This window comes from Gordonia westfalica (assembly GCF_900105725.1).
Classification (GTDB): Bacteria; Actinomycetota; Actinomycetes; order Mycobacteriales; family Mycobacteriaceae; genus Gordonia; species Gordonia westfalica.
The window spans coordinates 3,062,701-3,086,221 of the sequence record NZ_FNLM01000034.1 but is presented as its reverse complement, the minus strand read 5'-3'; the positions used below and the strand labels follow the sequence as shown (position 1 = coordinate 3,086,221).

Sequence of the window (23,521 nt, the reverse complement as noted above, 5' to 3'; positions counted from 1 at the left end):
CGAACACGGTGATGGACCGTCGTCGGACGACGCGGCGAGCGTCCGTCCGTCGGTGGAGAAGCGCGCCATGTAGACCGTGCCGTGGCCGAGCGACGCCGTCTCCCGCAGAGCGGGCCGGGTGGCGTCGCCGAGGTCCCAGATCCGGACCGAACCGTCGCCGCTGCTGGTGGCCAGGAGTGGCCGCGTCGGATGGAAGCTCGTGGAGGTGACGTAGTTGCCGAACCCGTGCAGCGCGGCCACCTCGCGATACCGGGGTGTGGTGTCGGTGCGTTCCCAGACCCGGACCGTGCGGTCGCCGCCGGCCGAGGCCAGGTAGCGGCCCGACCGGTCGAAGGCGAGGTCGTAGACCGGGCCGGTATGGCCGGTGATCTGCGTCGCGAGCGGGCTCGTGGCAGCTCCGCGCAGCTGTCCGACCACCGTCGGGTCGTCCGGGTAGAGCTGATGTGCGATGAGGAGGAGACGCGCGGCCAGCGATGGGTTGGAGTGCTCCATGCTGTCGATGTGGGACAGCAGGGCCGCCCGTTCCGCGGCGTTGCGCTGCTGCCGCAGGTCGTGGGCCTGCCGGAAGCCGATGACGGCGGTGATCGACGCCGCGATCGCGAGGACCACGATCACCGAGACCGCGCCGACCTGTAGCAGCCGGCGTCGACGCTGCATCGCGACCGACGAGTCGAGGAAGTCGTCGTTGTCACTGCTCAGCAGGTGGACGTAGTTGCTCCGCAACGACTCGCGATGGCTCTTGGCGTCCTCGAGCCGCGAACCGGTGTAGAGGAAGGACCGACTCCGGCCGTTGGCGACCCACGATTGGGTGTCGGCGTCGAGTTGCTGCCACCACACGTGGGTGTCTGAGTCGTCGGCGATCCACGCGGCCAGACGCGGCCATGCGGTCAGCACGACGTCGTGCACCAGCAACACCGACTCGGCGGACACGGTCAGGAGCCGGGCCTGCGCGAACTCGTCGATGACGGTCGAGACCTCCGGCGGGAAGCGGCTCCTGATGGTCGAGGACGACAGCGGAACACGCAGGGCGATCCCCGCCGGACCGACGTGGACCAGCGCCAACAGCACCGCGCGGGCGAGTTCGCGGTGTTCGGGGGCGATGGCGTCCCAGGCGGCTTCCGCGGTGTCGGCGACGGCGCGGGCGATGCCACCGGTCGCCCGGTAACCCGACAACGTCATGCGGTTGCCGGAGCGTCGGGCCCAGGTCGCCTGCAGGACGTGGGCCAGCAGCGGCAGCCGGCCCGCGCGGTCGCCGACCGTCGACGCCTCGTACAGGTCGGTGATCATCACGTCGGCCAGGCCCGCCTCGATGCGTCCGCCCGCCAGCCGGACCGGGGCGGTGATGACCTCGCGCAGTTGGGTGCGCGTCATCTCCGAGACGATCACGCAGCGGTGCTGCCAGGCGTCGGCGAGGAACGGGTACTCCACGCACTGGCTGAAGAAGTCCGCGCGCACACCGACCACCACGACGGTGTCGGCGGCGAGATCCTCGACCTCGCGCAGCGTGGACTGTCGCAGCGCGTCGGCGAGGGAGAAGACGTTCTCGAACTGGTCGATGACGATGACCGCGTCGGCCTCCCCGTCGACCGGCGGCGCGATGACGAGTCCTTCCGGGGTGACCTCCGCGAGGCGCGGCGCCGATATCCGCGGGTCGCGGGCGAGGCCGGCGCGCAGCAGCGACGACTTACCCGAGCCGGAGACACCCGTGACGACGACGAGCCGAGAGGAGGGGGACAGCGGCGACGGCCCGGAGCAGGTCGCGACGATCGTGTCGACGAGAGTTCCGACCAGGTCGTCGCGCCCGAAGTAGAGCTCGCTGTCGGCGGCGGTCAGGGTGGCCAGCCCGGCGTAGGGGCGGGCGTGCTGGGCGGGCGGCGCGGGGGTGTCGACCGCCTCCTGGTTCAGGTGGCGGTCCCACAGCTCGCGCCACTGGGGGATCGTCAGGACGTCGGCGACGCCCGCGGCCACCGCCCGCGACGTCAGCCAGACGAGAAGGGGTTCGACGGTCGCGAAGTCGCGCGGGAGATGTCGGCCGTTGCGCCAGTCGCTGATCCGCTGCGCGGAGACCTTGGCACGGGTGGCCGCGGCTCGGAGGGTAGGGCGACCCGCCTGCACGAAAAGGCGCGCGAGCGCTTCACCAAAATCCACTCACCCGACTCCACGCTCTGACCGCACGATTGATCGACCGGTCCATCATGCGCCAGTGGTGACCGCGGCGCCAGGCTCGGAGGCCCAAAGGTGGCGACGGACACGTCCGCGGGAGAACGACCAGGTCATCTGACCTGAACACGTCCGGAACCGGAACCGGCAGTGTCCGGTCCGGATAGTCCATTTCCTGTCTGACCTCGGTGTTCGCCGACGATTGCGGAGCGGGGCTGTACTCCGGTCGCATCGTGAGGTCTGCTTGTGAGGCGTTCCCGACGGGGGTCGGGACCGTAAGGATGCGTTGGTCGCAGGACACACGGAGGTGTTCTCAGGCACTGCCCGTCGGGGGCTGTGTGTCGTCCGGCCCACGCAACCGGGCGGGTGCCGGAGAACCGGGTCGATGGGGGTCGGCCGGTCTCCGGCACCCGCTTCCCCTCTCTAAGATCACGGCATGCCAGTGCGCCCGCGGATTACCGACACCCAGCGCCGGTCCCGGCTGATGCGCCGCATGCATCTCGACGCCGCGTCGCGAGCGTCGTCCGCCGTCGAAGCGGCCGAGACGATGGTCGGCCTCCACGCCACCACGCCGTCGACGGTGTACCTGTCCGCGTGGGCGCGCGTCGACGGCCTGACCCGTGCCGACATCGACACCGCGCTGTACGACGACCGGACCCTCGTCAAACATCTCGCGATGCGCCGGACCCTCTTCGCCTTCCCGCGCGACGTCCTGGCCGAGGCGATCGGCGCGCTCGGCCCCCGCATCTCGGCCTCCGAGCGCACCAACATGCTCCGCGATCTCCGGCGCAGCCCCGACGTCGACGACCCGGAGGGCTGGATCGAGGCCGCGCGGGAGGCGGTCCTCACCGAGCTTGCCGGCGGTGAGTCACTCACGTCGACCGAACTCCGCAGCCGGCTGCCCGCGCTCGACGGATCGATCACGTTCGGCGAGGGCAAGTCGTGGGCGGGCAAGAGCCATTTCGGCCCGCGGGTCCTCAACATGCTCGACGCGTCCGGCGACATCGTCCGCGGGCCCAACCGTTTCGACTGGCACCTGTCCCGCCCGGCGTGGACGTCGATGAAGGTGTGGCTCGGCGAGACCCCTGACGCGCCGAGCGTGCACGACGGACACCGGGCACTCATCGAACGCTGGCTGCGCACGTACGGTCCGGGCACCGAGGCCGACCTCGTGTGGTGGCTGGGCTCCACCAAGACCGCGGTGCGGGCCGCGCTCGCCGACCTCGGCACCGTCGAGGTCGATCTCGACGGTGGCGATCTGCACGGGGGCGGCGTCGGCCACGTGTTGCCCGACGACCTTCCCGGCGACCACGGCAACGGGGACGACGAGGACTGCGAACCACAAGCGGTGCTGCTGCCCGAACTCGACCCCACCACGATGGGTTTCAAGGAGCGCGGTTTCTACCTCGGCGACCACCGGCCCCAGATCTTCGACTCGGTGGGCAACGGTGGCCAGACCGCGTGGTGGGACGGCCGGATCGTGGGCGGCTGGTATCGCCGGGATGACAACTCGATCGCGATCCACCCGCTCGAACCCCTGCCGGCCGCGGCCCGGAGGAAACTCGACGCGCGGGCCGAGGAACTCGCGGCGTGGCTCGGCGACACCTCCATGAAGATCGGGTATGCCGCCCCGTACATGCGGCAACGATGAGTTGAACGCTCCGGCGCGGTCTGCCTCTGCGGGACCCCCGCGATCACCGAAAGGCACCGTCATGAGCGATCGGCTTCCACCCCTGACCGACCACGACACCTGGGCCGCGGCCCTGGCGGAACTGCGCGTCCGCGAGAAAGCGGCCACCCGCGAACTCGACGCGATCGCCGCGCAGCGTCGCCGGCTGCCGATGGTCGAGATGCCTGACTACATCCTCACCGGACTCGACGGTCCGATCCGCCTCGTCGACATCTTCGACGGGCTTTCCCAGCTGATCGTCTACAACCACATGTGGACCGAGAGCGAGAAATATCAGTGCCCGGGCTGCACCGGGTACACGACGCAGTTCAGCCGTCTCGACTATCTCGCCGACTACGACGCCCGGTTCGTGATCATCACCCACGGACCGATCGACGAGGCGTTGGCCTACAAGAATCGCGTCGGCAACCGGATGGACTGGTACTCGTCGGCGGGCACGAGCTTCTCCGCGGACGTCGACGCCGCTCCGGGCGAGGGGTTCGCGATCAACGTATTCCTCCGCGACGGCGACACGGTCTACCGCACGTGGCACACGACCGGCCGCGGGACCGAACAACTCGGTTTCACGTTCGGGCTTCTCGACGTCCTGCCGTGGGGGCGTCAGGAGGAATGGCAGGACTCGCCCGCCGGGTGGCCTCAGAGCCCCACGTACTCACGGTGGCGCGGCTCGGACGCCATCGCCGCCGCCTACGGCGACGCCACGCTGTGAGCTTCGCCGATCGAACCGCAGGTCGGCGTTCACAGGAATCTCCCAGTGTCCGGCCAGGGACGTTCCAGGCGACTCTGGAACAGTGACGGTGTGAGTGGACCGACCAAGAACGACGAAGCGCGCGGCGCGAAGGTCCTCGTCGTCGACGACGAGGAGAACATCCGCGAGCTCTTGTCGGTGTCGCTGAAGTTCCAGGGATACGACGTCGACACCGCCGCCGACGGACCCGCCGCGATCGACAAGTGTCGCAGCAACAAAACCGACGTGCTGATCCTCGACGTGATGATGCCGGGCATGGACGGGTTCGGGCTGCTGCGGCGTCTCCGCGCGGACGGGGTCGAGGCACCCGCGCTGTTCCTGTCGGCCCGTGACTCGGTCGCGGACAAGGTCAACGGCCTGACGATCGGCGGCGACGACTACGTCACCAAGCCGTTCAGCCTGGAGGAGGTCGTCGCCCGGTTGCAGGTCCTGCTGCGACGCAGCGGATTCGACGAGGAACAGAAGTCCTCGTCGCGGATCACCTTCGCCGACATCGAACTCGACGACGAGACCCACGAGGTCTTCAAGGCCGGCAAACCGGTCCAGCTGTCACCGACCGAGTTCACCCTGCTGCGTTACTTCATGGTCAACGCGGGGACGGTGCTGTCCAAACCCCGCATCCTCGACCACGTGTGGAACTACGACTTCGGCGGCGAGGTCAACGTCGTCGAGTCCTATGTCTCCTACCTGCGTCGCAAACTCGACAACGGCGAGAAGCGTCTCATCCACACCCTGCGCGGTGTCGGCTACGTGATGCGCGAGCCGCGCGACTGATGACCGTCTCCGGGCCACCGCCGACGGCGTCTCATGCGCGGCCTCAGCCGACGGCGTCCCATGCGCGGCCACAGCCGACGGCGCAGGCGCGCAAGCGCGGTGTGCCGCTGCGGTTCTCCCTGGTCGCACTCACGCTCGCTCTCGTGGTCGTCGGGTTGCTGGCCTCCGGCGTGGCGGTCACCTCGTCGATGCGCCAGGACCTCATCTCCCGTGCGGACGAAGGACTGGTCAACGCCACGCGTACGTGGGCCGATCCGCGATCACCGGCCAACGAGCCGCGCTCCGGCCCGCCGGGGCCGCGCCGTCCGCCGTCGCCGTACTACGTGGAGTCGACTCTCCAAGGGCCGGGCGGTATCTCGGCGGTCAGTGTCTACAACCAGTTCGACCACTCGCCGGATCTGACCGGACTGACCGGTGACAACGTCGGACCGGTCACCGTCGGATCGGCCGAGGCGGATGGTCCGCAGTGGCGGGTGATCAAGCACAGCAACATGTTCGGCACCACCGTCGTGGCCACCCCGATGTCCGACATCGATGACACGGTGAGCAGGCTGATCTGGTTGCAGTTCGCCATCGGCGTCGTCGTCGTGGTGCTCATCGGGGTTCTCAGCTATCTGCTGGTGCGGACCAGTCTCCGCCCCCTCCGGAGGGTCGAGGAGACCGCACACGCGATCGCGGCCGGCGACCTCACGCGGCGAGTTCCGCCGGCCGCGCCCAACACCGAGGTCGGCAGCCTGTCGGATTCGCTGAACACGATGCTCGGCCAGATCCAGCAGGCCTTCGCCACCACCGCGGCGTCGGAACGACAGGCCCGCGCCTCCGAGGAGGAGATGCGACGCTTCATCGCCGACGCCAGCCACGAACTCCGTACCCCGTTGACGTCGATCAAGGGTTTCGCCGAACTCTATTCGCAGGGCGGCGTTCCCGACGTCACGGACGCGATGCGGCGGATCAACGACGAGGCGGGACGGATGAACCTGCTCGTCGAGGACCTGCTGATGCTGGCGCGTCTCGACGTGCAGCGTCCCATCGCCACGGCACCCGTCGACTTGCTGGGCCTGGCCGCCGACGCCGTGCAGTCGGCGCGGGTCGCCGCGCCCGAACGCGACATCCGGCTCGAGGTGACGCCCGGCGACCAACCGCCGGTGGTGTCCGGTGACGCGCCGAGGCTCCTGCAGGTGTTGCGCAACCTCATCGGCAACGCGGTCAACCACACGCCCGCCGAGGCATCCATCACGGTCGGGGTCGCGGTCGACGACTCGGATGGCAGGTCTGAGGCGGTGCTGACGGTCGCCGACACCGGACAAGGGCTGACCCCGGAGGATGCCGAGCACGTTTTCGAGCGGTTCTACCGCGGTGACGAGTCACGCCACCGTGGTTCGGGCGGTGGAAACGGCCTGGGGCTGTCCATCGTCGCCGCGCTCGTGGAAGCGCACGGCGGCCGGGTCGGCGTCGAATCGACGCCGGGTGAGGGCGCGACCTTCTGGGTTCGCCTGCCGCTCCTCAGCTGATCAACCTCCGCAACCTAGCGAACTCGGCCACGTCAGTGCGGAACCGGTCGAGGGTGACGAGGGTGTACATGCCGTCGATCTGACGGGTGGCCCACAACTGGTGGATGCGGCGAAGGTCGGATTGTCGTGACTTCCAGCCGATTCCGTCGATCACCGCGAGCACGAGCTGGGTGGGGAGACGTACCTCGGCCATCTCCTCGATCTCCCGGACGGCGTCGGTGAGTTTGGACCCCGTCGAATCGAAACCCTTTGCGGCCACCACGATGTCGGCGGAGTTCGGGTCGCCGACGATCAAGTCGGCGGGGGCCGTGCGTCCGTTGCGTCCGGCGAATCGGGATCGGGTCGTGTAGTTCAGGCCGAGGTCGCGCGCGATGTCCTCGATCTCGTCCTCGATCCGCCGGCCCGACGCCCCGGCGCGGGTCGCGGTGGCGCGGGTTCCGGCGCGGGCCACTAGGATGTCGGCGAAGGTGTAGGTGCGTTCCATCTGGGTGCGCAGCATCCGCACGAGGTCGAACTCCGCGTCGAGCCAGGTAACCAGTTCGACGGGCTGGGTGCGTGCCAGGCCGTGCCAGCCGCTGGTGTCGAAGTGATCGCGCAGCGCATTCTTGAGCTTCTCCTGCGACAACCCGACCGCGAGTCCGAGTACGGGGACGTCATTGGGGTTGTCGCGCACCCATGCTGCAAGCCCGGTGAGGTCGGTGTCGAGGAGTCCGCCGAGGCTTCCGGTGGCCTCGACGATCCGCTCGGCCTCCGGTGTGGAGGCGGTGGGGTCGACGTGAGAGGTCAACCGTCCCAACGACTTCAGATAGTCCTCGAAGTCAACTGCATCACTCATGTGCTCGGCGTCAGTCCCGTCCGACGAACAGGAACTCGCTGACGTCACGACGGGTGGCCGCGGCGTGCGTCCCGAAGCTGTACTTGTGATCGATGGCGATCACCTCGACCGACGGCTTGACCTTGCCCAGCAGATCGACGATCCGGTCCTTGCCGGGCAACGCATTCGACGAATACGACAGCACGATCGCGCCGGCATCCTCGAAGTGTTCGAAGGTGCGCAGCAGGGCGTCCTCGATGGTCCGCTTGTACGCGAACGGGGTGAACCGCTTGGGCAGCTTCTTGGTCTTGGTGTTCTCCATGATGGTCATGCCGCGCCAGTACGCGGAGAGTCCCTCGAGGAAGTGGTAGCGCTTGATGTAGTCGTTGTCGTCGGTGGGCGGCGCGTACGGAGGGTCGAGGTAGACGAGATCCGGAGGCGTCGACCACGGGAGGTCGAGGTCGAAGATGTCGCCCTGGACGCTCCGGTTGCTGCATCCGTTGCTGAACACGGTGGAGTTGTAGTCGGCCGCCGCGCGCAGACGGAAATGGTCGCGCAGCGACATCGTGAGGTCGCGGCGTCCGTCGGCGTACCGCGTCGAGTCGGTGAAGGTGAACACCCCGCGCGGCTGCTTGCGTGCAGCGGACAGGACGAGGGCCGAGATGGCCAGGTCGCGGCGATACCCGCGCAGCGCGTCGATGTGCGACCACGCCGAGTCCAGGAACGCCCGGTCCTCGGCGGTGAAGTACAGGCCGTCGAAGGTGCTGGAGATGTAGTCGCGGTCGTCGGCGGCCGGTCCGCAGATCTGTTCGATGAGTTCCGGCTCGAGGCGGACGCTCGAATTCGCCACCGAGGCACGCGTGATGATGTGCGGGAAATGCAGGAAGTCGTTGCTGACGACCTCGAAGCCCTGCGCCTTCAGCAGGTAGGACACGACACCTGACCCGGAGAAGGCATCGACGGCCGTGGTCCCGCCGATCTCGGCGAAGGTGCGTTCGAGATGCGGCAGCAGCCGGTACTTCGACCCCATGTACCGCAACCTGGGAAACCGCTGCGCGCGGGCCAGGACGTCACTGGATCCGACTGCTCGTCCCGGTCGGGAGGTTTCTGGCCCACTCACACCGAAAAGGATGTCATGGACCCCCGACAGCTTCGTGGACAACACGGCTGCGTCCGGCGGTGCCGAACCACACAACATCTAGACTCGGGCGCATGGCATCGGTTTTCAGCATGATCATCAACGGCGACATCCCCGGTCGATTCGTCTGGAAGGACGGCGAGGCCGTCGCATTCCTGACCATCGAGCCGGTCACCCCCGGCCACGTGCTGGTGGTGCCGCGCAACGAGGTCGACCACTGGGAGCAGATGGACAGCACGCTGTTCGCTCACCTCAGCGGCGTCGCGCAGAAGGTCGGTCAGGCCGTGAAGGACGCCTTCGACGCGCCGCGGATCGGTCTGCTCATCGCCGGCCTCGAGGTTCCCCACGTGCACATCCACGTCTTCCAGGGGCTCTCGCTCGAGACCTTCGACCTCGCGAACGCGAACAAGAACGCCAGCCCCGAGGACCTCGACGCCGCGGCCGAGAAGATCCGCGCCAGCCTGCGCTCGCTCGGCTACGGCGAGTACGTCGCCGACTGACGCCCGTCCGCAAACCCACCCCTTTTCGGCAAACCCGCCACCCCGCAGGGTGGTGGAAATGCCGAAAGAGGGCGGGTTTCTGGAATGCCGGGCGTTTGGCCCGGGCACAAAGTCCTCTGGTGGGCCGAAACCGATCGGCGCCACAGCGAGCTGAGTACCGTCATGACCGGAGGCGGTCATGACCGAGTACATGCGCAACAGTGATGCTTTCACCTGGGCGATGGAGTCCGACCCGCGCCTGAGATCGACGGTCGTGACGGTGATCCTGCTGGAGCGCACACCCGACTGGGAAGCGACGCGCAGCCGGTTCGAGACCATCAGCGCCGACCTGCCGATGTTCCGCGAGCGCGTCGTCTACTCGCCGCTGTCGGCGCCGCCGCGGTGGGTCCCGTACCAGGATTTCGACCTCGACTTCCACATGCGCCGGGTCAGCGCACCCGCGCCGGGCACCGTCGACACCGTGCTGGAGATGGCGCGGATCGCCGCGATGGAGGACTTCGACCGCGCCCGTCCGTTGTGGAAGGCGACCCTGGTCGACGGTCTGGCCGACGGTGGTGCCGCGGTCGTCTGCAAGTTCCATCACGCGCTCACCGATGGTGTCGGCGCCATCGAGATCGCGATGCGGCTCTTCGACCTGACCGAGGAGACCGACCAGCCGCCGGCCGCACCCGAGTCCGCATTGCCGTCGAACGACGAGGCCTGGTGGCGGGACTATCTGGACTCCTTGCGATTCGACGCCGCCCGCGCGTCGAACACCGTGACGGGGCTCGTGAGATCGGTACCGGGTCTGGCGTTCAACACGATTCGCCATCCGCTCGCGACAGCCGGTGCCGCCGTCGAGACCGCCGCGTCGGTATACCGCACGGTTCGCCCGGTCAATGACACCGGATCGTCGCTGATGACGGACCGGTCGCTGGTCCGGCACCTCGACGTCCACCAGGTCCCGCTGCAGCAACTCCGCGACGCCGGGCATCGTGGCGGTGGTTCGCTCAACGACGCCTTCGTCGCCGGCGTCGCCGGAGGCCTCCGTCTGTACCACGAGAAGCACGGCGCCGAGGTCGGAGACCTTCATCTGTGCATGCCGGTGAATCTGCGCACCGAGGACGATGCCCCCGGCGGCAACCGGATCACCCTGATGAGGTTCGATGTGCCTGTCGCAGAGGCAGATCCGGCGCAGCGGATCGCCAGGATCCACCGGCGGACCTCACGTGTCCGCAACGAGCGTTCGCTGCCGTATACCCAGTGGATCGCCGGCGCCATGAACCTGATGCCGCGCTGGTACATCGGGTCGGTCCTGCGACACGTCGACTTCCTCTGCAGTGACGTCCCCGGTATCCCCGTGCCGCTCTACCTCTGCGGCGCCCGGCTGCGCGCCCAGTACGCTTTCGGCCCCACCATCGGGGCGGCGGTCAACGTCACCCTCCTCACCTACGTCGACACCTGCGAGTTGGGTATCGACGTGGACACCGGTGCGATCGAGGACGTCGATCTCTTCCACGCATGCCTCGTCGACGGGTTCGACGAGGTGCTCGCGCTGGCCCGGTGAGCCGAAACCCCGGTGTGTGGAGTGCTCAGACCGTGCGGTGGATCAGCAACGGCAACACCGCGTTCGCCCCGGCCTCGCGGAGTGCCGCGGCGGCGAGGGTGATCGGCCAGCCGGAACTGTTGGCGTCGACGACGAGCATCACGTTCTGGCCGGCGACCTCGGGCGCATCGCCGAGGTGATCGCGCCAGTAGGCGGCCTCGACGGCGCCGGTCGCGTCGGTGGGCGGATCGCCCGGGCGGACGGGGAACGTTCCGCCGCCGCGTTTGCCGACCGTGCGCAGATGCTCGGCGAGCGTCTCGGCCAGGGTGGTGCCGGTCAGACGCAGTGACACGATGACGTCGGCGCGGACACCGGTCTCGCGCACCCAGGCCGAGAGGGTCGCGACCGCTGCGTCGCCGAGTTCGCCGAGTGCACGCTCGTCGCCGTTGCGGGCCGCGGCCAGCACCTCCACCCATTCGGGTGCGTCGGCATGGGCCAGGACGCGGCCGGGGTGGGCGAGGAGGTCGGCGGAAATCCTTCCGCGACGGCCGAATTCGCCGCCGGGCCACATCTTCCGCGGGTCGAGGGTCGATGCCTTGCGGCGCAGCGTCGACGTCACGGTGCGGACGATCTCGGCGTCGACGGCGTCGGGAAGGCCCTCGCTCAGCGCGCCCCGGCACACCGAGCAGCGACCGCAGTCGGCTGCCTGCGGATCGTCGAGCGACTCGGTCAGCAGACGCATCAGGCAGGTGCGCCCGGCGATGTAGGTGCGCATGATGTCGGCCTCGCGGCGACGGACGGCGAGTACGCCGTCGTAGTGGGCGGCGTCGTAGGTCCAGGGTTTGCCGGTGGCGACCCAGCCGTCGGGGGTGCGGTCGGTGACGCCGTCGACGGCGAGTTGCTTGAGCATCAACTCGATTCGCGTGCGGCGGAAGCGGGTGGCGGCCTCGAGCTGGATGACCGACTGCGGCTCGTCGGCGGCTTCCAGCGCCGCCAGGAGGTCACGCATCTTGTCCGGATCGGGGATCGTCGCGGTGGCGAAGTGATCCCAGATCCGGTCGTCGGTCTGTGAGGCCAGCAGCATCACGACGGCGTCGTCCAGCGCGCGCCCGGCACGGCCCACCTGCTGGTAGTAGGAGACCGGCGACGGCGGCGAACCCACGTGCACGACGAAGCCCAGGTCCGGCTTGTCATAACCCATCCCCAGCGCCGATGTCGCCACGAGTGCCTTGACCTTGTTGTGCAGCAACGCATCTTCGAGTTCGTGCCGGCGGTCGGCGTCGAGCTGCCCGGTGTAGGCCGCGACCTCGACGGAGTCCCCGTGCACCGCACGGATGGCTTCGACGAGCCGGTCGGCGTCGGCGACGGTGAGGACGTAGACGATGCCCGAGCCCGGGAGATGGGTGAGGGACTGAGCCACCCAGCCGTATCGCTGCACCGGCGAGAGTCCGTCGAGAACGTTGAGATGCAATGACTTTCGGGCGAGGGGACCGCGGAGGACGAGCGTCGGCGCGTCGGAACCGGAGTCGAGCTGCGCGGCGACGTCCTCCGTGACGCGGGCGTTGGCGGTGGCGGTGGTGGCCAGGACCGGCGTCGTCGGGTTGACCGAACGGAGTACATCGGCGACACGACGGTAGTCGGGCCGGAAGTCGTGTCCCCAGTCGGAGACGGCATGCGCCTCGTCGATCACCAGCAGCCCGAGATTGCCCGCCAGTGCGTCGAGCACGCGGCGTCCGAAGCCGGGATTGGCGAGGCGTTCCGGTGACACCAGCAGGACGTCGAGATCTCCCGCCCGCAGCTGCGCCTCGATCGCCGACCACTCGTCGACGTTCGACGAGTTCAGCGTCGCCGCGGAGAGCCCCCCGCGGGCCGCGGCGGCCACCTGGTCGCGCATGAGCGACAACAGCGGGGACACGATGAGCGTCGGCCCGCCGCCGCCGGCCCGGATGATCGCGGTGGCCGACCAGTAGACCGCCGACTTGCCCCATCCGGTCGCCTGGACCACCAGGACCCGTGCGCCGGGAGTGCCGGGCTCACCGCCGGCCAGTGCGGTGACCGCCCGCAGCTGATCCTCGCGCAGCGCGGCGCCCTCACCGGCCAGGCTGGTGATGACGCGGTTGGCGGCGGTCAGCTGGTCGGGGGAGAGGGTGGCAACCATGAACCCAATGTAGTGGCGACGCCCGACAACGCAGATCGACGGTTCACAGGAACCTGGCAGCCGGGTTCCAGACCGGTTCGAGGGTGGGGACAGATCGTGGTCCTCATGATTCCCCAAGCACCGCCGGACCGGACGGCGCAGGTGTACACGCTCGCCGACAGTTCGGTGTCGACCCCGGTCCTCGACATCGTCGTCCCCGTCTACAACGAGCAGACCGACCTCGCGTCGTCGGTGCGCCGGCTCGCCGGCCATCTGCGCCGGCACGTGCCGTATCCGGCCCGCATCACCGTCGCCGACAACGCCAGCACCGACGACACCGTCGCGATCGCCGTCGGCCTCGTCGACGAACTCGACGGCGTCCGCGTCGTCCACCTCGACGAGAAGGGTCGTGGTCGTGCGCTGAACGCGGTGTGGCAGCGCAGCGATGCCGAGATCGTCGCGTACTGCGACGTCGACCTCTCCACCGACCTCAACGCGCTGATGCCGCTCATCGCGCCGCTGGTGTCGAAGCATTCCGACATCGCGATCGGCACCCGGCTCAGCCGGTCGTCGCGTGTCGTCCGCGGACCCAAGCGGGAGTTCATCTCGCGGTCCTACAACCTCATCCTCCGAACGGCGATGGGCGCCAGGTTCTCCGACGCGCAGTGCGGGTTCAAGGCCATGCGCGCCGACATCGCCCGCGAGTTGCTGCCTTTCGTCGCCGACACCGGGTGGTTCTTCGACACCGAGCTGCTCGTGCTCGCCGAACAGATCGGGCTGCGGATCGCGGAGATCCCGGTCGACTGGGTCGACGACCCGGACAGCACCGTCGACATCGTGCCCACCGCCCTCGCCGATCTGAAGGGCTGTGCGCGAGTCGGTCTCGCGCTGGCGATGGGGCGGCTGCCGATCGCCCAGCTCCGCGCTTCCATCGGTCGCGACCGGGCGGCCGGACCCCAGATCGACGGGGTGCCGAGGGGACTGGTCGGCCAGCTCGCGCGGTTCTGCGTGGTGGGCGTGGCGTCGACCGCCGCGTTCGCGGTGCTGTTCCTCGCGCTGCACTCGTTCCTGGGAGCGCAGATCTCGAACCTGGTCGCCCTGGCGATCACCGCTGTTCTCAACACCGCGGCCAACCGCAGGTTCAGCTTCGGGGTGCGCGGACGTGACAATGCGCTGCGCCACCAGTTGTTCGGGCTCGGAGTGTTCCTGTTCGGCTGGCTCGTCACCGCCGGCTCACTGTTGCTGCTGCACACCGTCGCGCCGGACGCGACCAAACACATCGAACTGATCATCCTGGTGATCGCGAACCTGGTGGCCACGCTCACCCGGTTCGTCGGTCTCCGCTGGGTGTTCCGCAAGACCCAGGAGTCCGCCGCATGACGACACTGACCATCGACCCACCCGTCGACTCCGCTCCGCAGGCGCCGGCACAGGCGAAGAACGTTCTGTGGGAGCGGCTCTCGCTGGCCGCGCTGCTGATCGGCACCGGGGTCCTCTACCTGTGGAATCTCTCGATCAACGGTTGGGCGAACTCCTTCTACTCGGCGGCCGTCCAGGCCGGTTCGGAGTCGTGGAAAGCGTGGTTCTTCGGGTCGTCGGACATGGCGAACTCGATCACCGTCGACAAACCTCCCGCCTCCCTGTGGATTCCGGGTCTCAGTGCGCGGATCTTCGGGGTCAACCCGTGGTCGATCCTGGTGCCCGAGGTCCTGATGGGGGTGGCATCGGTCGCGCTGCTGTACCTGATCACGCGAAAGTACTTCGGCCACCGATCGGGAATCCTCGCCGGCGCGGTGCTGGCGCTGACTCCGGTTGCGGCGCTGATGTTCCGCTTCGACAACCCCGAGGCGCTGCTGATCCTGCTGATGATCGCGGCCGTCTGGTCGCTGATGAAGGCGGTCGACGACGGCCGGTGGCGCTGGCTGATCCTCACCGGCGTGTTCGTCGGATTCGGATTCCTCACCAAGCAACTGCAGGTGATGCTGATCGTGCCCGCGCTGTCGGTCACCTATCTGGCCTTCGGCCCGCGCGGTTGGTTGCGGCGGCTCGGCCAGATGTTCGCCGCACTCGGTGCGATGGTCGTCAGTGCCGGCTGGTGGATTCTCGCCGTCGAACTCTGGCCGGCGTCGTCGCGGCCCTACATCGGTGGTTCGCAGAACAATTCGATCCTCGAGCTCACTCTCGGCTACAACGGTCTCGGTCGACTGAACGGCAACGAGACCGGCGCAGTGGTCCCCGGTGGTCGCGGCGGTCCCGGTGGCCCCGGCGGTGGCGGTGGCGGCCCGTGGGGCGAGACCGGATGGCTGCGGATGTTCGAACCCGCACAGGGCGGTCAGATCGCGTGGCTCATCCCGACCGGTGTCCTGCTCGCCGTCGTCGCGGCAGTCCTGATCGGCCGGGCCCGGCGGACCGATCCGCGCCGCGCGTACCTCACGGTCTGGGGGATGTGGCTGCTGGTCACGATGGGTGTCTTCAGCTTCATGGCCGGCATCTTCCACCAGTACTATACGGCAGCCCTCGCCCCGGCGGTCGCCGCGCTGGTCGCCGGTGGTGCCGCAGTCTGCTGGTCGCATCGGGATCGTCTCTGGGTCCGGTTCGCCCTCGGTGCCTCCGTGTGGATCGCGGCCGTGTGGGGATTCGTCCTGCTGAACCGCACTCCCGACTTCGTGCCGTGGCTGCGCTGGGCCGTAATCGTCATCGGCCTCCTCGCCGGTGCCGCGATGGTCTTCGCGAACCTGCGCGGCGTCGCGGCGGCCGCGGTGGCGGGTGCGATCCTCGCCGGTCTCGCCGGTCCGGTGGCCTACACCGTCGACACGGTGACCACGGAGAAGAGCGGATCGATCATCACCGCCGGCCCGCGGGTCGAGGGCGAGTTCGGCCCGGGCGGACGAGGCGGCCCCGACGGTCGCGGCATGCCGGGAGCCCCCGGTCAGGGGATGCCCGGAGGCCAGGGGTACCCCGGTGGTCAGGGGACGCCCGGGGGTCGCGGCGGCGACGGCTCCGGTGGCCTGCTGCGCGGTTCGACGCCCGCCGCCGCCGTCGTCGAGAAGCTGAACGCCGACGCCGACCGGTACACCTGGGTGGCCGCGGCGGTCGGGTCGATGTCCGCCTCGGGCTACCAGCTCGAGACCGGCCACTCGGTGATGCCGATCGGCGGGTTCAACGGCAGTGATCCGTCGCCGACCCTCGCCGAGTTCCAGACGCTGGTCGCCGAGAAGAAGATCCACTGGTTCCTCGGCGGCGGTGGCGGACCGGGTATGGGCGCACCGGGCATGGGCGGTGACGGCATGGGCACGGATTCCGAACGTCCGGCGTCGCAGATCAGCGCGTGGGTTCAGGAGAACTTCACCGCGGTGACGGTCGACGGGGTCACTATGTACGACCTGACCCAGACGAGGACCTGAGCCGGCGCCGGTGCTGATGGTGATCGTCGACGAGGTGGTCGGGGCCGGCCGGCGTGAGCGAGCATCCCGGTCGTTTAGAGTCATGGTCGTGCGCGTACTCGTGATCGGCTCGGGCGGCCGCGAACATGCCCTTCTCATCGGCCTCAAGAACGATCCGTCGGTCACCGACCTGCATGTCGCTCCCGGCAACGCCGGAACCTCGGCGATCGCCTCGAACCACGCCGTCGACGTGGTGTCGGGCGAGGCGGTCGTGGCCCTGGCGCAGAAGCTGGAAGCCGACCTTGTCATCATCGGACCCGAGGTGCCCCTCGTCCTCGGCGTCGCCGACGCGCTGCGCGAGGCAGGCATCGCGACCTTCGGTCCGAGCGCGCAGGCCGCGCAGATCGAGGGATCCAAGGCCTTCGCCAAGGACGTGATGGCCGCGGCCGGCGTCAAGACCGCGCATGCGGAGATCGTCGACAACCCGGCGCATCTCGACGCTGCCCTCGACCGCTTCGGTCCGACCTGGGTGGTCAAGGACGACGGCCTCGCCGCCGGCAAGGGCGTCGTCGTCACGCCCGACCGGGATGTCGCCCGCGATCACGCGGCCGAGTGCCTGGAGAGCGGACATCCCGTCCTGCTGGAGAGCTTCCTCGACGGACCCGAGGTCTCGTTGTTCTGCCTCGTCGACGGCGAGAACGTGGTCCCGCTGCTGCCCGCCCAGGACCACAAGCGCGTCGGTGACAACGACGCCGGACCCAACACCGGTGGCATGGGCGCCTACACGCCGCTGCCCTGGCTGCCCGCCGAGATGACCGGGCGGATCGTCGATGAGGTCGTCAAACCCGTTGCGGCCGAACTGGTCAAGCGTGGCATCCCGTTCTCGGGTCTCCTCTACGCCGGCCTCGCGATCGGCAAGGACGGCCCGGCCGTCGTCGAATTCAACTGCCGCTTCGGCGATCCCGAGACCCAGGCGGTCCTCGCGCTGCTGGAGTCGCCGCTCGGCGAGGCGCTGAACGCCACCGCCACCGGTACGCTCGCCGACCTCCCGCCGCTGCGGTGGCACGACGGTGCCGCGGTCACCGTGGTCGTCGCCGCCGAGAACTACCCCGGCAAGCCGCGTACCGGTGACATCATCACCGGCGCCGACGCCGACGGTGTGCTGCATGCCGGCACCGCCAGGAACGCCGACGGTGCCGTCGTCTCCGCCGGTGGTCGCGTGCTGGCCGTCGTGGGTACCGGCGCCGACCTGGCCGAGGCCCGCGCCCAGGCCTACGCGCGGATCGAGAAGATCAAGCTGCCGGGCTCGCACTTCCGCACCGACATCGGGCGCAACGCTCTCGAAGGTCGCATCAGCATCTAGATCCAGACGCTGGACCGCTCACGTTCTCCGTTCCCGCTCACCCTATTTGCGTGAGCGGGAGCGGAACGAGTGAGCGAAACCCTCAGACCGCGAGGTTGCGGCCCAGGAACTCGACCTGCTCGGGCAGCACGCTGCGCCAGTACCGGTTGGTGTGTCCACCGGCGGCGGTGCCGAAGGCCGCCGGCGGGTGCAGGCCGGCGGCCCACTGGCGGGTGTAGGTGTAGAACTGGTCGCTCGAACCGATGTTGATCAGCAGCGGGATCTTCGCGAAGCTCGGCTGCGCACCGAACAGCGAGTTGGCCTGGTAGTCGGCGAGGCTGTCGAAGGCGCGCGGCGGGAAGTTGCGCGGATCGGCCCACATCGCGGGGGAGCTGACGGCCACGGCGGCGACGCGCGGAGCACCGAGCATCGACGCCAGGCGTAGCGCGCCGTAGCCGCCCATCGACCAGCCGAAGAGTCCGATGCGCTCGGTCGACAGGTTGAGCTTCGGATCGCTCGCGAGCATCGGCAGGAACTCGTCGAGGACCATCGCGCCACCGTCGGTGCCGTCGGCCCGGCGGTGGTAGTAGTTGCGGCCGATGTCGGCGGCGGCCAGCGCGAACGGGGCGTTCCCGTTGTCCACGTACTGCTGCATCACGGTCTGCATCTCGAGCTTCGGCCCGAAGATCGACTTCTCGTTGGTGTTCAGTGCGTGCAGCACGACGACCACCGGGAGCTTGCCGGTCACACCGTTGGGCCGGGCGACCGCCCAGCGGGTGTCACGGCCACCCATGCGGGCCGACCTGAAGCTGCCGGTGATCAGCGGGGGGCCACTCGTGACCGGAGGCGGCGACGTCTCGACAGGCAGTTCGTCGTCGGCGGCGCGGCCTTCGAGATTGCGGGGCTGCACCGGCGCCGACGGCGCCGAGTTCGCGCAGGCGGCGATCCCGAGGGCCGCTGCTCCGACGCCTGCGGCGAGCACAGCTCGACGGCCCACACGCGGGAGGTCGCGGTCGGCAGCATCGGGGAGACGAGATCGCTGGCTGGTCATCGAAGGAACAGGGTAATCGTGGACCCCGGGCTCGACGCAACGTCGAGTCGGGCGACTCGCCGAAGCTGTGAGAAATCTGTCCCCGACTTGACGTTCAGTCGAGGGACGCAATGGCCTTCTGCAGCAGTTCGCCCGCTCCGGACGCCACATCGGGGAGGCCGGGGGCGTCGGTCACGGCGACCATGATGTCGGGATTCATCGCCTCGACGATGACTGTCCCGGCGTGGTCGGTGTCGTCGCGCACCACCACATTGCAGGGCAGTAGAAGGCCGATCTGCCGCTCGATCCCGAGCGCCCGATGAGCGAACTGCGGATTGCACGCCCCGAGGATGAGGTAGTTCTCCATGTCCTCGTCGAGTTTCTTCTTGAGGGTTGCCTTCACGTCGATCTCGGTGAGCACACCGAAGCCGACGTCGCTCAGTGCTTCCCTGGTGCGGGCGACCGCGTCGTCGAAGTCGGTCTGCAGGGTGGTCCGGTATCCGAGTTTCATGACTGTCCTCTCGTCGGTGCCGAGTCTATCGACGGTCGTCGGCTCCGAGGGCGCCTTCAGCTCTGGTCGGCCAGTTCGCAGAGGTAATCCACCGGCCGGCCGCGACGGTCGAAGTTCACGTGGGCCACAGAACGACCATCGGTCACATCACAGATCGGTGAACGTCCGCCGTCGGTCCCGGTCCGCCAGCTGATGTGCCACCCGCGTCGCGCGGCCATGCCGTGGATGGCGACCCGATGATCGTTCACCGCAAGGGAACCCATGACCTTCGGCATCTTGGTGGCGAAGTCGGCGAAGGTAGGCTCGGGGAGGGTGATGCCGTCGAGCAGGAACACGCCGCGATCGTCACCTTCGAGACGAACCGTGCAATACGGACTCATGCCGGTGCTGCCGACGGCCGCGGCCGCGATGATCTCGATGACCCGGCTGCCCGGATCGTCGGCTCTGTCGCGGGACGGATTGGGCGGCAGCAACACTCGCGGGGAGGTGAAATCGTCGATGCCGAGTCGTGCGCCGGCCTCACGTAGCCTCGACGCCGGTCCGGACGTGTCGCCGCACGGGTGTGCCCAGCCCCAGACGATCGCCGACGGTTCGACCACGGCGACCAGCGACGCCCGCGAACGGACGGCCGTAACCTCTTCGTGTCCCTCGGAACCGGCGCCGTCGGAGGTGAACACGACGGCGCGACTGTCCTCGTCGCACCGTACGTCGAAGGTGCCCAGCCTCTCCCGGAGGAAGTCGACGAATGCGGACTGCCTCAGGGACGTGTAGAGCGCCGCGTAATCGGCGACAGCGTGGAGGCCGTCGAACTGCATGGGATCACGGTAGACGCGTTCGGGCGCGTACCGATCACCTGTCCGATGACCGACTGACACCGACTCTGAACAGCGCATTCACCACGAGTGTCGCCCGCTTATACGGGAATTCGACTGTGGTTGTACCGCTTTGGTCAAAAGCAATACGGCGGTACGGAGCCCTTTGGCAGCATGAAGCCCATGATGACGTCGGCAGCGACACCCAAGGGTGCGCGACGGCGGTCTCGATTGATCGAGGCCGCCGGCGAGCTGCTGCTCGAAGGTGGCTTCGACGCCGTGCGCCATCGTGCGGTGGCCGAGCGCGCCCAGTTGCCGCTGGCGTCGACGACGTACTATTTCGCCTCCCTCGACGACCTGATGGCCGAGGCCGCCGCGAGCCTCTGCAGCCACGACGCGACCGCAGTCACCGAGCGCTGCAACGCACTTCCCCGTCGACGCCGCGGGAGAACGGCAACGGCGACGGCTCTCGCCGAGGTCGTCGTCGGCGACGACACGATCCAGCAGCTGTCGGCCCGTTACGAGATGATCGCGCTGGCGGCGCGGTACCCGATGCTGCGCGAGGTGGTGAGCGACCGGTGGCGCGCGCTGTCCTTGTGCCACCTCGACGTTCTCGCCAAATCGGGCCGGGTCGCCGACCCCGCCCACATCGCCCAGCTGATCGGGATCGAGGACGGCGCCATCGTCGGCGCACTCGGACAGAACGGTGTCCGGCCCATCGACGCGGTGCGTGACGCCCTGCTCGAGGTGGTCGACGTCCTCGCGCCGCGGGCGTGACGGGCAAAACGCGCCCGCGCCGGTCCGGTTGGTGTCACGATGGGTCGTCAGGTCACCACCGGGAAGGGATCGGATGTCGGGGGAGTCGTTGGCCAGCCGCAGTACCCGCGCAGGTCTTGTCGCCGCGCTCATGTCCGTGATCGCCGGGGTGACGATGCTCGTCGCGCCCGGTGCGCACGCCGCTCCGGCCGGCCGTGTCGACGCCGGTGTCCCGCTGTCGTCGGCGGTCTACGGAACCGGCTGTACGTACCCCGTGACGGTCCCGGTCGACTCCTCCGGCTGGGTGGAGTTCTGGGAGGTCAAGCCCGGTCTGCCGGCACGATTCATCGGCCGCGATCTCCCGTCCGGCGCTCTCGCGTCGGTCACCTGGGTGCCCCGGCGGATCGGCGACAAGTACCTCTACGCGGTCCAGAACGGCAAGGCCTCGCAGCCCACCCTGGTGAAGGTGCGTCAGGGCTACGGGTCCAACGGAACGTGTCTGGCCTTCTGAGCGTCGGGTAGCGGGATTGCAGGATCTGTCCGCGGTCGACCTACACTGGGCGGGTGTCGAAGCCCGCCATTGCCAACGTCCTGGCCAGCCGCTATGCCTCCGCCGACCTCGCCGAGCTGTGGTCGGCGACCACCAAGATCGCACTCGAACGGCGCCTGTGGATCGCGGTACTGAAGGCTCAGCGCGATCTCGGGATCGACGTCCCGGCCGATGCCATCGCCGACTACGAACGCGTCGTCGATCAGGTGGATCTCGCTTCGATCGCCGACCGTGAGCGCGTCACGCGCCACGATGTGAAGGCTCGCATCGAGGAGTTCAACGCACTCGCCGGCCATGAGCAGATCCACAAGGGCATGACCAGCCGCGACCTCACCGAGAACGTCGAGCAGCTGCAGATCCTCCGCTCGCTCGAGCACGTCCACGCGCACGGTGTCGCGGTGCTGGCCCGCATCGTCGAGCGTGCCGCCCAGTACTCCTCGGTCGTCATGGCCGGCCGCAGCCACAACGTCGCCGCGCAGGCCACGACCCTCGGCAAGCGTTTCGCCTCGGCCGCCGACGAACTGATGATCGCGCTCACGCGGCTTCGTGAGCTGATCGACCGCTACCCGCTGCGCGGCATCAAGGGCCCGATGGGTACCTCGCAGGACATGCTCGACCTGCTCGGCGGCGACGCCGTCAAGCTCGCCGACCTCGAGTCCCGCGTCGCCGATCACCTCGGCTTCGCCCGCTCGTTCACCTCGGTCGGCCAGATCTACCCGCGTTCGCTCGACCACGACGTCGTGTCCGCGCTGGTGCAGGTCGCCGCCGCGCCGTCGTCGCTCGCACACACCATCCGGCTGATGGCCGGCCACGAGCTGGTCACCGAGGGCTTCCAGCCCGGTCAGGTCGGCAGCTCGGCGATGCCGCACAAGATGAACACCCGCAGCTGTGAGCGCGTCAACGGTCTCGCCGTGATCCTCCGCGGCTACGGCTCGATGGCGGCCGAACTCGCCGGCGCGCAGTGGAACGAGGGCGACGTGTTCTGCTCGGTCGTCCGCCGCGTCGCGCTGCCGGACGCCTTCTTCGCGATCGACGGTCTGATGGAGACCTTCCTGACCGTCCTCGCCGAGTTCGGCGCCTACCCCGCGGTCATCGCCAACGAGTTGGACCGCTACCTGCCGTTCCTCGCGACCACCAAGGTGCTGATGGCGGCGGTGCGCGCGGGCGTGGGGCGCGAGACCGCCCACGAGGCGATCAAGGAGAACGCCGTCGCCGTGGCCCTGGCCATGCGTGAGGAGGGTCGCGAGCCCGATCTGCTCGATCGCCTCGCCGCCGACGACCGCATCCCGCTCGACCGCGCGCAGCTCGACGAGCTGCTCGCCGACAAGTCGGTGTTCGTCGGTGCGGCCGAACAGCAGGTCGCCGACGTCATCGCCGCCGCGGAGAAGATCATCGGGCAGTACCCGGAGGCCGCGGCCTACGCGCCTGCCCCGATCCTGTAGGGCTCCCGGCCGCGTATCGAGGTCACTCCGGCCGGTGTCGACGGGACTGTCACGGTCCTGTCGACACCGGCCGGAGGTGTTCGACGACGCAGCTGACTACGCAGGCTGGTTCTTCTCTTTCTTCCGCTTGGAGATGTCGACGCGGAACTCGTCCTCACCCTCGGGCGGAACGTAGTCGAAGTCGAACGGATCGCGGTTGAGGACCACCCGGAGTATCAGGTAGAAGTGCGCGAAGCCGAGCGCGATCGAGGCGAAGCCCAGGAGTTGGGTGACCAGCCACGGAGCAAAGTATTTGTAGCCTCGACTTTCTGTCAATCTATAGTCGTTGATTAGAACTATGGGTCGATTCGTGGCGGAGTGTCAGGCCGGGTCGCCGTGCCCGAGGTTCCAGTCGGGGAGTGCGGCGTCGCGCACCAGCCGCTTGAGTTCGGGGGCGCCGGGGAAACCGCCGTCCCGTTTGCGCTCCCAGATCTGGGTGCCGTCGACGTCGATGTGGAACACGCCGCCGGTTCCGGGGACCAGGGTCACCGAGCCGATCTCGGTGCCGAAGGTGTTCAGCAGCTCCGACGCCATCCACGACGCCCGCAGCAGCCAGTTGCACTGGGTGCAGTAGGTGATGGTGATGTGGGGTGCGGTCATCGGTCAAGAATGTCAGAGCCTGCCGTCCCGCGTCTCCCGCAGAACCTCTAGGGTCGAGT

At 68.7% G+C, this 23,521-nt stretch carries 20 protein-coding genes and 1 pseudogene; 12 read left to right on the top strand and 9 right to left on the bottom strand.

All coding sequences use genetic code 11. The annotated features are described in order from the left end of the window. Positions 1-177: 177 nt before the first annotated feature. Positions 178-1,968, bottom strand: a pseudogene (locus tag BLU62_RS35115) (WD40 repeat domain-containing protein); the annotation flags it as partial. A 628-nt stretch (positions 1,969-2,596) separates the two neighbouring features. On the opposite strand from BLU62_RS35115, the gene BLU62_RS19405 reads away from it, so the two are divergent. The 4 genes from BLU62_RS19405 (at position 2,597) to BLU62_RS19390 (ending at position 6,883) form a co-directional block, all read left to right on the top strand. Beyond that, positions 2,597-3,811, top strand: a complete 1,215-nt coding sequence (locus tag BLU62_RS19405; RefSeq protein WP_074851475.1) for a winged helix DNA-binding domain-containing protein — start codon at positions 2,597-2,599, stop codon at positions 3,809-3,811. A gap of 61 nt (positions 3,812-3,872) precedes the next feature. Next, positions 3,873-4,559: a DUF899 domain-containing protein gene (locus tag BLU62_RS19400; protein WP_074851473.1), complete on the top strand. Its 687-nt coding sequence runs from the start codon at positions 3,873-3,875 to the stop codon at positions 4,557-4,559. Positions 4,560-4,649: 90 nt separating this feature from the next. Next, positions 4,650-5,372, top strand: a complete 723-nt coding sequence (locus tag BLU62_RS19395; protein WP_074853029.1) for a response regulator transcription factor — start codon at positions 4,650-4,652, stop codon at positions 5,370-5,372. Continuing rightward, on the top strand, positions 5,372-6,883 hold the full coding sequence (locus BLU62_RS19390; protein ID WP_084811837.1) for a sensor histidine kinase: 1,512 nt from the start codon (positions 5,372-5,374) through the stop codon (positions 6,881-6,883). The genes BLU62_RS19395 and BLU62_RS19390 overlap by 1 nt, the downstream gene beginning before the upstream one ends. On the opposite strand, the gene BLU62_RS19385 is transcribed toward BLU62_RS19390, so the two are convergent. Both BLU62_RS19385 and BLU62_RS19380 read right to left on the bottom strand, forming a co-directional pair. Continuing rightward, on the bottom strand, positions 6,876-7,718 hold the full coding sequence (locus BLU62_RS19385; protein ID WP_074851470.1) for a hypothetical protein: 843 nt from the start codon (positions 7,716-7,718) through the stop codon (positions 6,876-6,878). The two genes, BLU62_RS19390 and BLU62_RS19385, sit on opposite strands and share 8 nt — an antisense overlap. Positions 7,719-7,728: 10 nt before the next feature. Beyond that, on the bottom strand, positions 7,729-8,895 hold the full coding sequence (locus BLU62_RS19380; protein WP_425284570.1) for a DNA adenine methylase: 1,167 nt from the start codon (positions 8,893-8,895) through the stop codon (positions 7,729-7,731). 14 nt (positions 8,896-8,909) lie between these two features. On the opposite strand from BLU62_RS19380, the gene BLU62_RS19375 reads away from it, so the two are divergent. Both BLU62_RS19375 and BLU62_RS19370 read left to right on the top strand, forming a co-directional pair. Next, complete coding sequence (locus BLU62_RS19375; RefSeq protein ID WP_074851466.1) at positions 8,910-9,335, top strand: HIT family protein; 426 nt, start codon at positions 8,910-8,912, stop codon at positions 9,333-9,335. A gap of 178 nt (positions 9,336-9,513) precedes the next feature. Beyond that, positions 9,514-10,881, top strand: a complete 1,368-nt coding sequence (locus BLU62_RS19370) for a wax ester/triacylglycerol synthase domain-containing protein (RefSeq protein ID WP_074851464.1) — start codon at positions 9,514-9,516, stop codon at positions 10,879-10,881. A gap of 25 nt (positions 10,882-10,906) precedes the next feature. Here the strand turns inward: BLU62_RS19370 and BLU62_RS19365 are convergent, their stop codons facing one another. Beyond that, positions 10,907-13,018, bottom strand: coding sequence for a RecQ family ATP-dependent DNA helicase (locus tag BLU62_RS19365; protein ID WP_074851462.1), 2,112 nt, complete (start codon positions 13,016-13,018; stop codon positions 10,907-10,909). A 105-nt stretch (positions 13,019-13,123) separates the two neighbouring features. On the opposite strand from BLU62_RS19365, the gene BLU62_RS19360 reads away from it, so the two are divergent. The 3 genes from BLU62_RS19360 to purD all read left to right on the top strand — a co-directional run bounded on the left by BLU62_RS19360 (position 13,124) and on the right by purD (position 17,743). After that, entirely contained in the window at positions 13,124-14,377 is a 1,254-nt protein-coding gene (locus tag BLU62_RS19360) for a bifunctional glycosyltransferase family 2/GtrA family protein (protein ID WP_074853028.1), read from the top strand. Beyond that, positions 14,374-16,401 (top strand): ArnT family glycosyltransferase, encoded by a 2,028-nt coding sequence (locus BLU62_RS19355; RefSeq protein WP_074851460.1) that lies wholly within the window; start codon positions 14,374-14,376, stop codon positions 16,399-16,401. The genes BLU62_RS19360 and BLU62_RS19355 overlap by 4 nt, the downstream gene beginning before the upstream one ends. 88 nt (positions 16,402-16,489) lie before the next feature. After that, positions 16,490-17,743: a phosphoribosylamine--glycine ligase gene (gene purD / locus BLU62_RS19350; protein WP_208863651.1), complete on the top strand. Its 1,254-nt coding sequence runs from the start codon at positions 16,490-16,492 to the stop codon at positions 17,741-17,743. Positions 17,744-17,825: 82 nt separating this feature from the next. On the opposite strand, the gene BLU62_RS19345 is transcribed toward purD, so the two are convergent. The 3 genes from BLU62_RS19345 to BLU62_RS19335 form a co-directional block, all read right to left on the bottom strand. Then, a complete protein-coding gene (locus tag BLU62_RS19345) occupies positions 17,826-18,773 on the bottom strand; it encodes an alpha/beta hydrolase (protein ID WP_074851458.1) in 948 nt (315 codons plus the stop codon). A 94-nt stretch (positions 18,774-18,867) separates the two neighbouring features. Further along, positions 18,868-19,263: a DUF302 domain-containing protein gene (locus BLU62_RS19340; protein ID WP_074851456.1), complete on the bottom strand. Its 396-nt coding sequence runs from the start codon at positions 19,261-19,263 to the stop codon at positions 18,868-18,870. A 56-nt stretch (positions 19,264-19,319) separates the two neighbouring features. Continuing rightward, entirely contained in the window at positions 19,320-20,078 is a 759-nt protein-coding gene (locus tag BLU62_RS19335; protein WP_074853026.1) for a DUF6882 domain-containing protein, read from the bottom strand. A 183-nt stretch (positions 20,079-20,261) separates the two neighbouring features. On the opposite strand from BLU62_RS19335, the gene BLU62_RS19330 reads away from it, so the two are divergent. From BLU62_RS19330 to purB, 3 genes are all read left to right on the top strand, one after another. After that, a complete protein-coding gene (locus BLU62_RS19330) occupies positions 20,262-20,852 on the top strand; it encodes a TetR/AcrR family transcriptional regulator (RefSeq protein WP_208863696.1) in 591 nt (196 codons plus the stop codon). Positions 20,853-20,982: 130 nt separating this feature from the next. After that, complete coding sequence (locus BLU62_RS19325) at positions 20,983-21,342, top strand: hypothetical protein (RefSeq protein WP_375295831.1); 360 nt, start codon at positions 20,983-20,985, stop codon at positions 21,340-21,342. Between the two features lie 53 nt (positions 21,343-21,395). Further along, complete coding sequence (gene purB / locus BLU62_RS19320; protein WP_074851450.1) at positions 21,396-22,823, top strand: adenylosuccinate lyase; 1,428 nt, start codon at positions 21,396-21,398, stop codon at positions 22,821-22,823. 96 nt (positions 22,824-22,919) lie between these two features. On the opposite strand, the gene BLU62_RS19315 is transcribed toward purB, so the two are convergent. After that, complete coding sequence (locus BLU62_RS19315; RefSeq protein WP_208863650.1) at positions 22,920-23,138, bottom strand: hypothetical protein; 219 nt, start codon at positions 23,136-23,138, stop codon at positions 22,920-22,922. A gap of 45 nt (positions 23,139-23,183) precedes the next feature. Then, a complete protein-coding gene (locus BLU62_RS19310) occupies positions 23,184-23,462 on the bottom strand; it encodes an Rdx family protein (protein ID WP_074851448.1) in 279 nt (92 codons plus the stop codon). Positions 23,463-23,521: the final 59 nt, after the last annotated feature.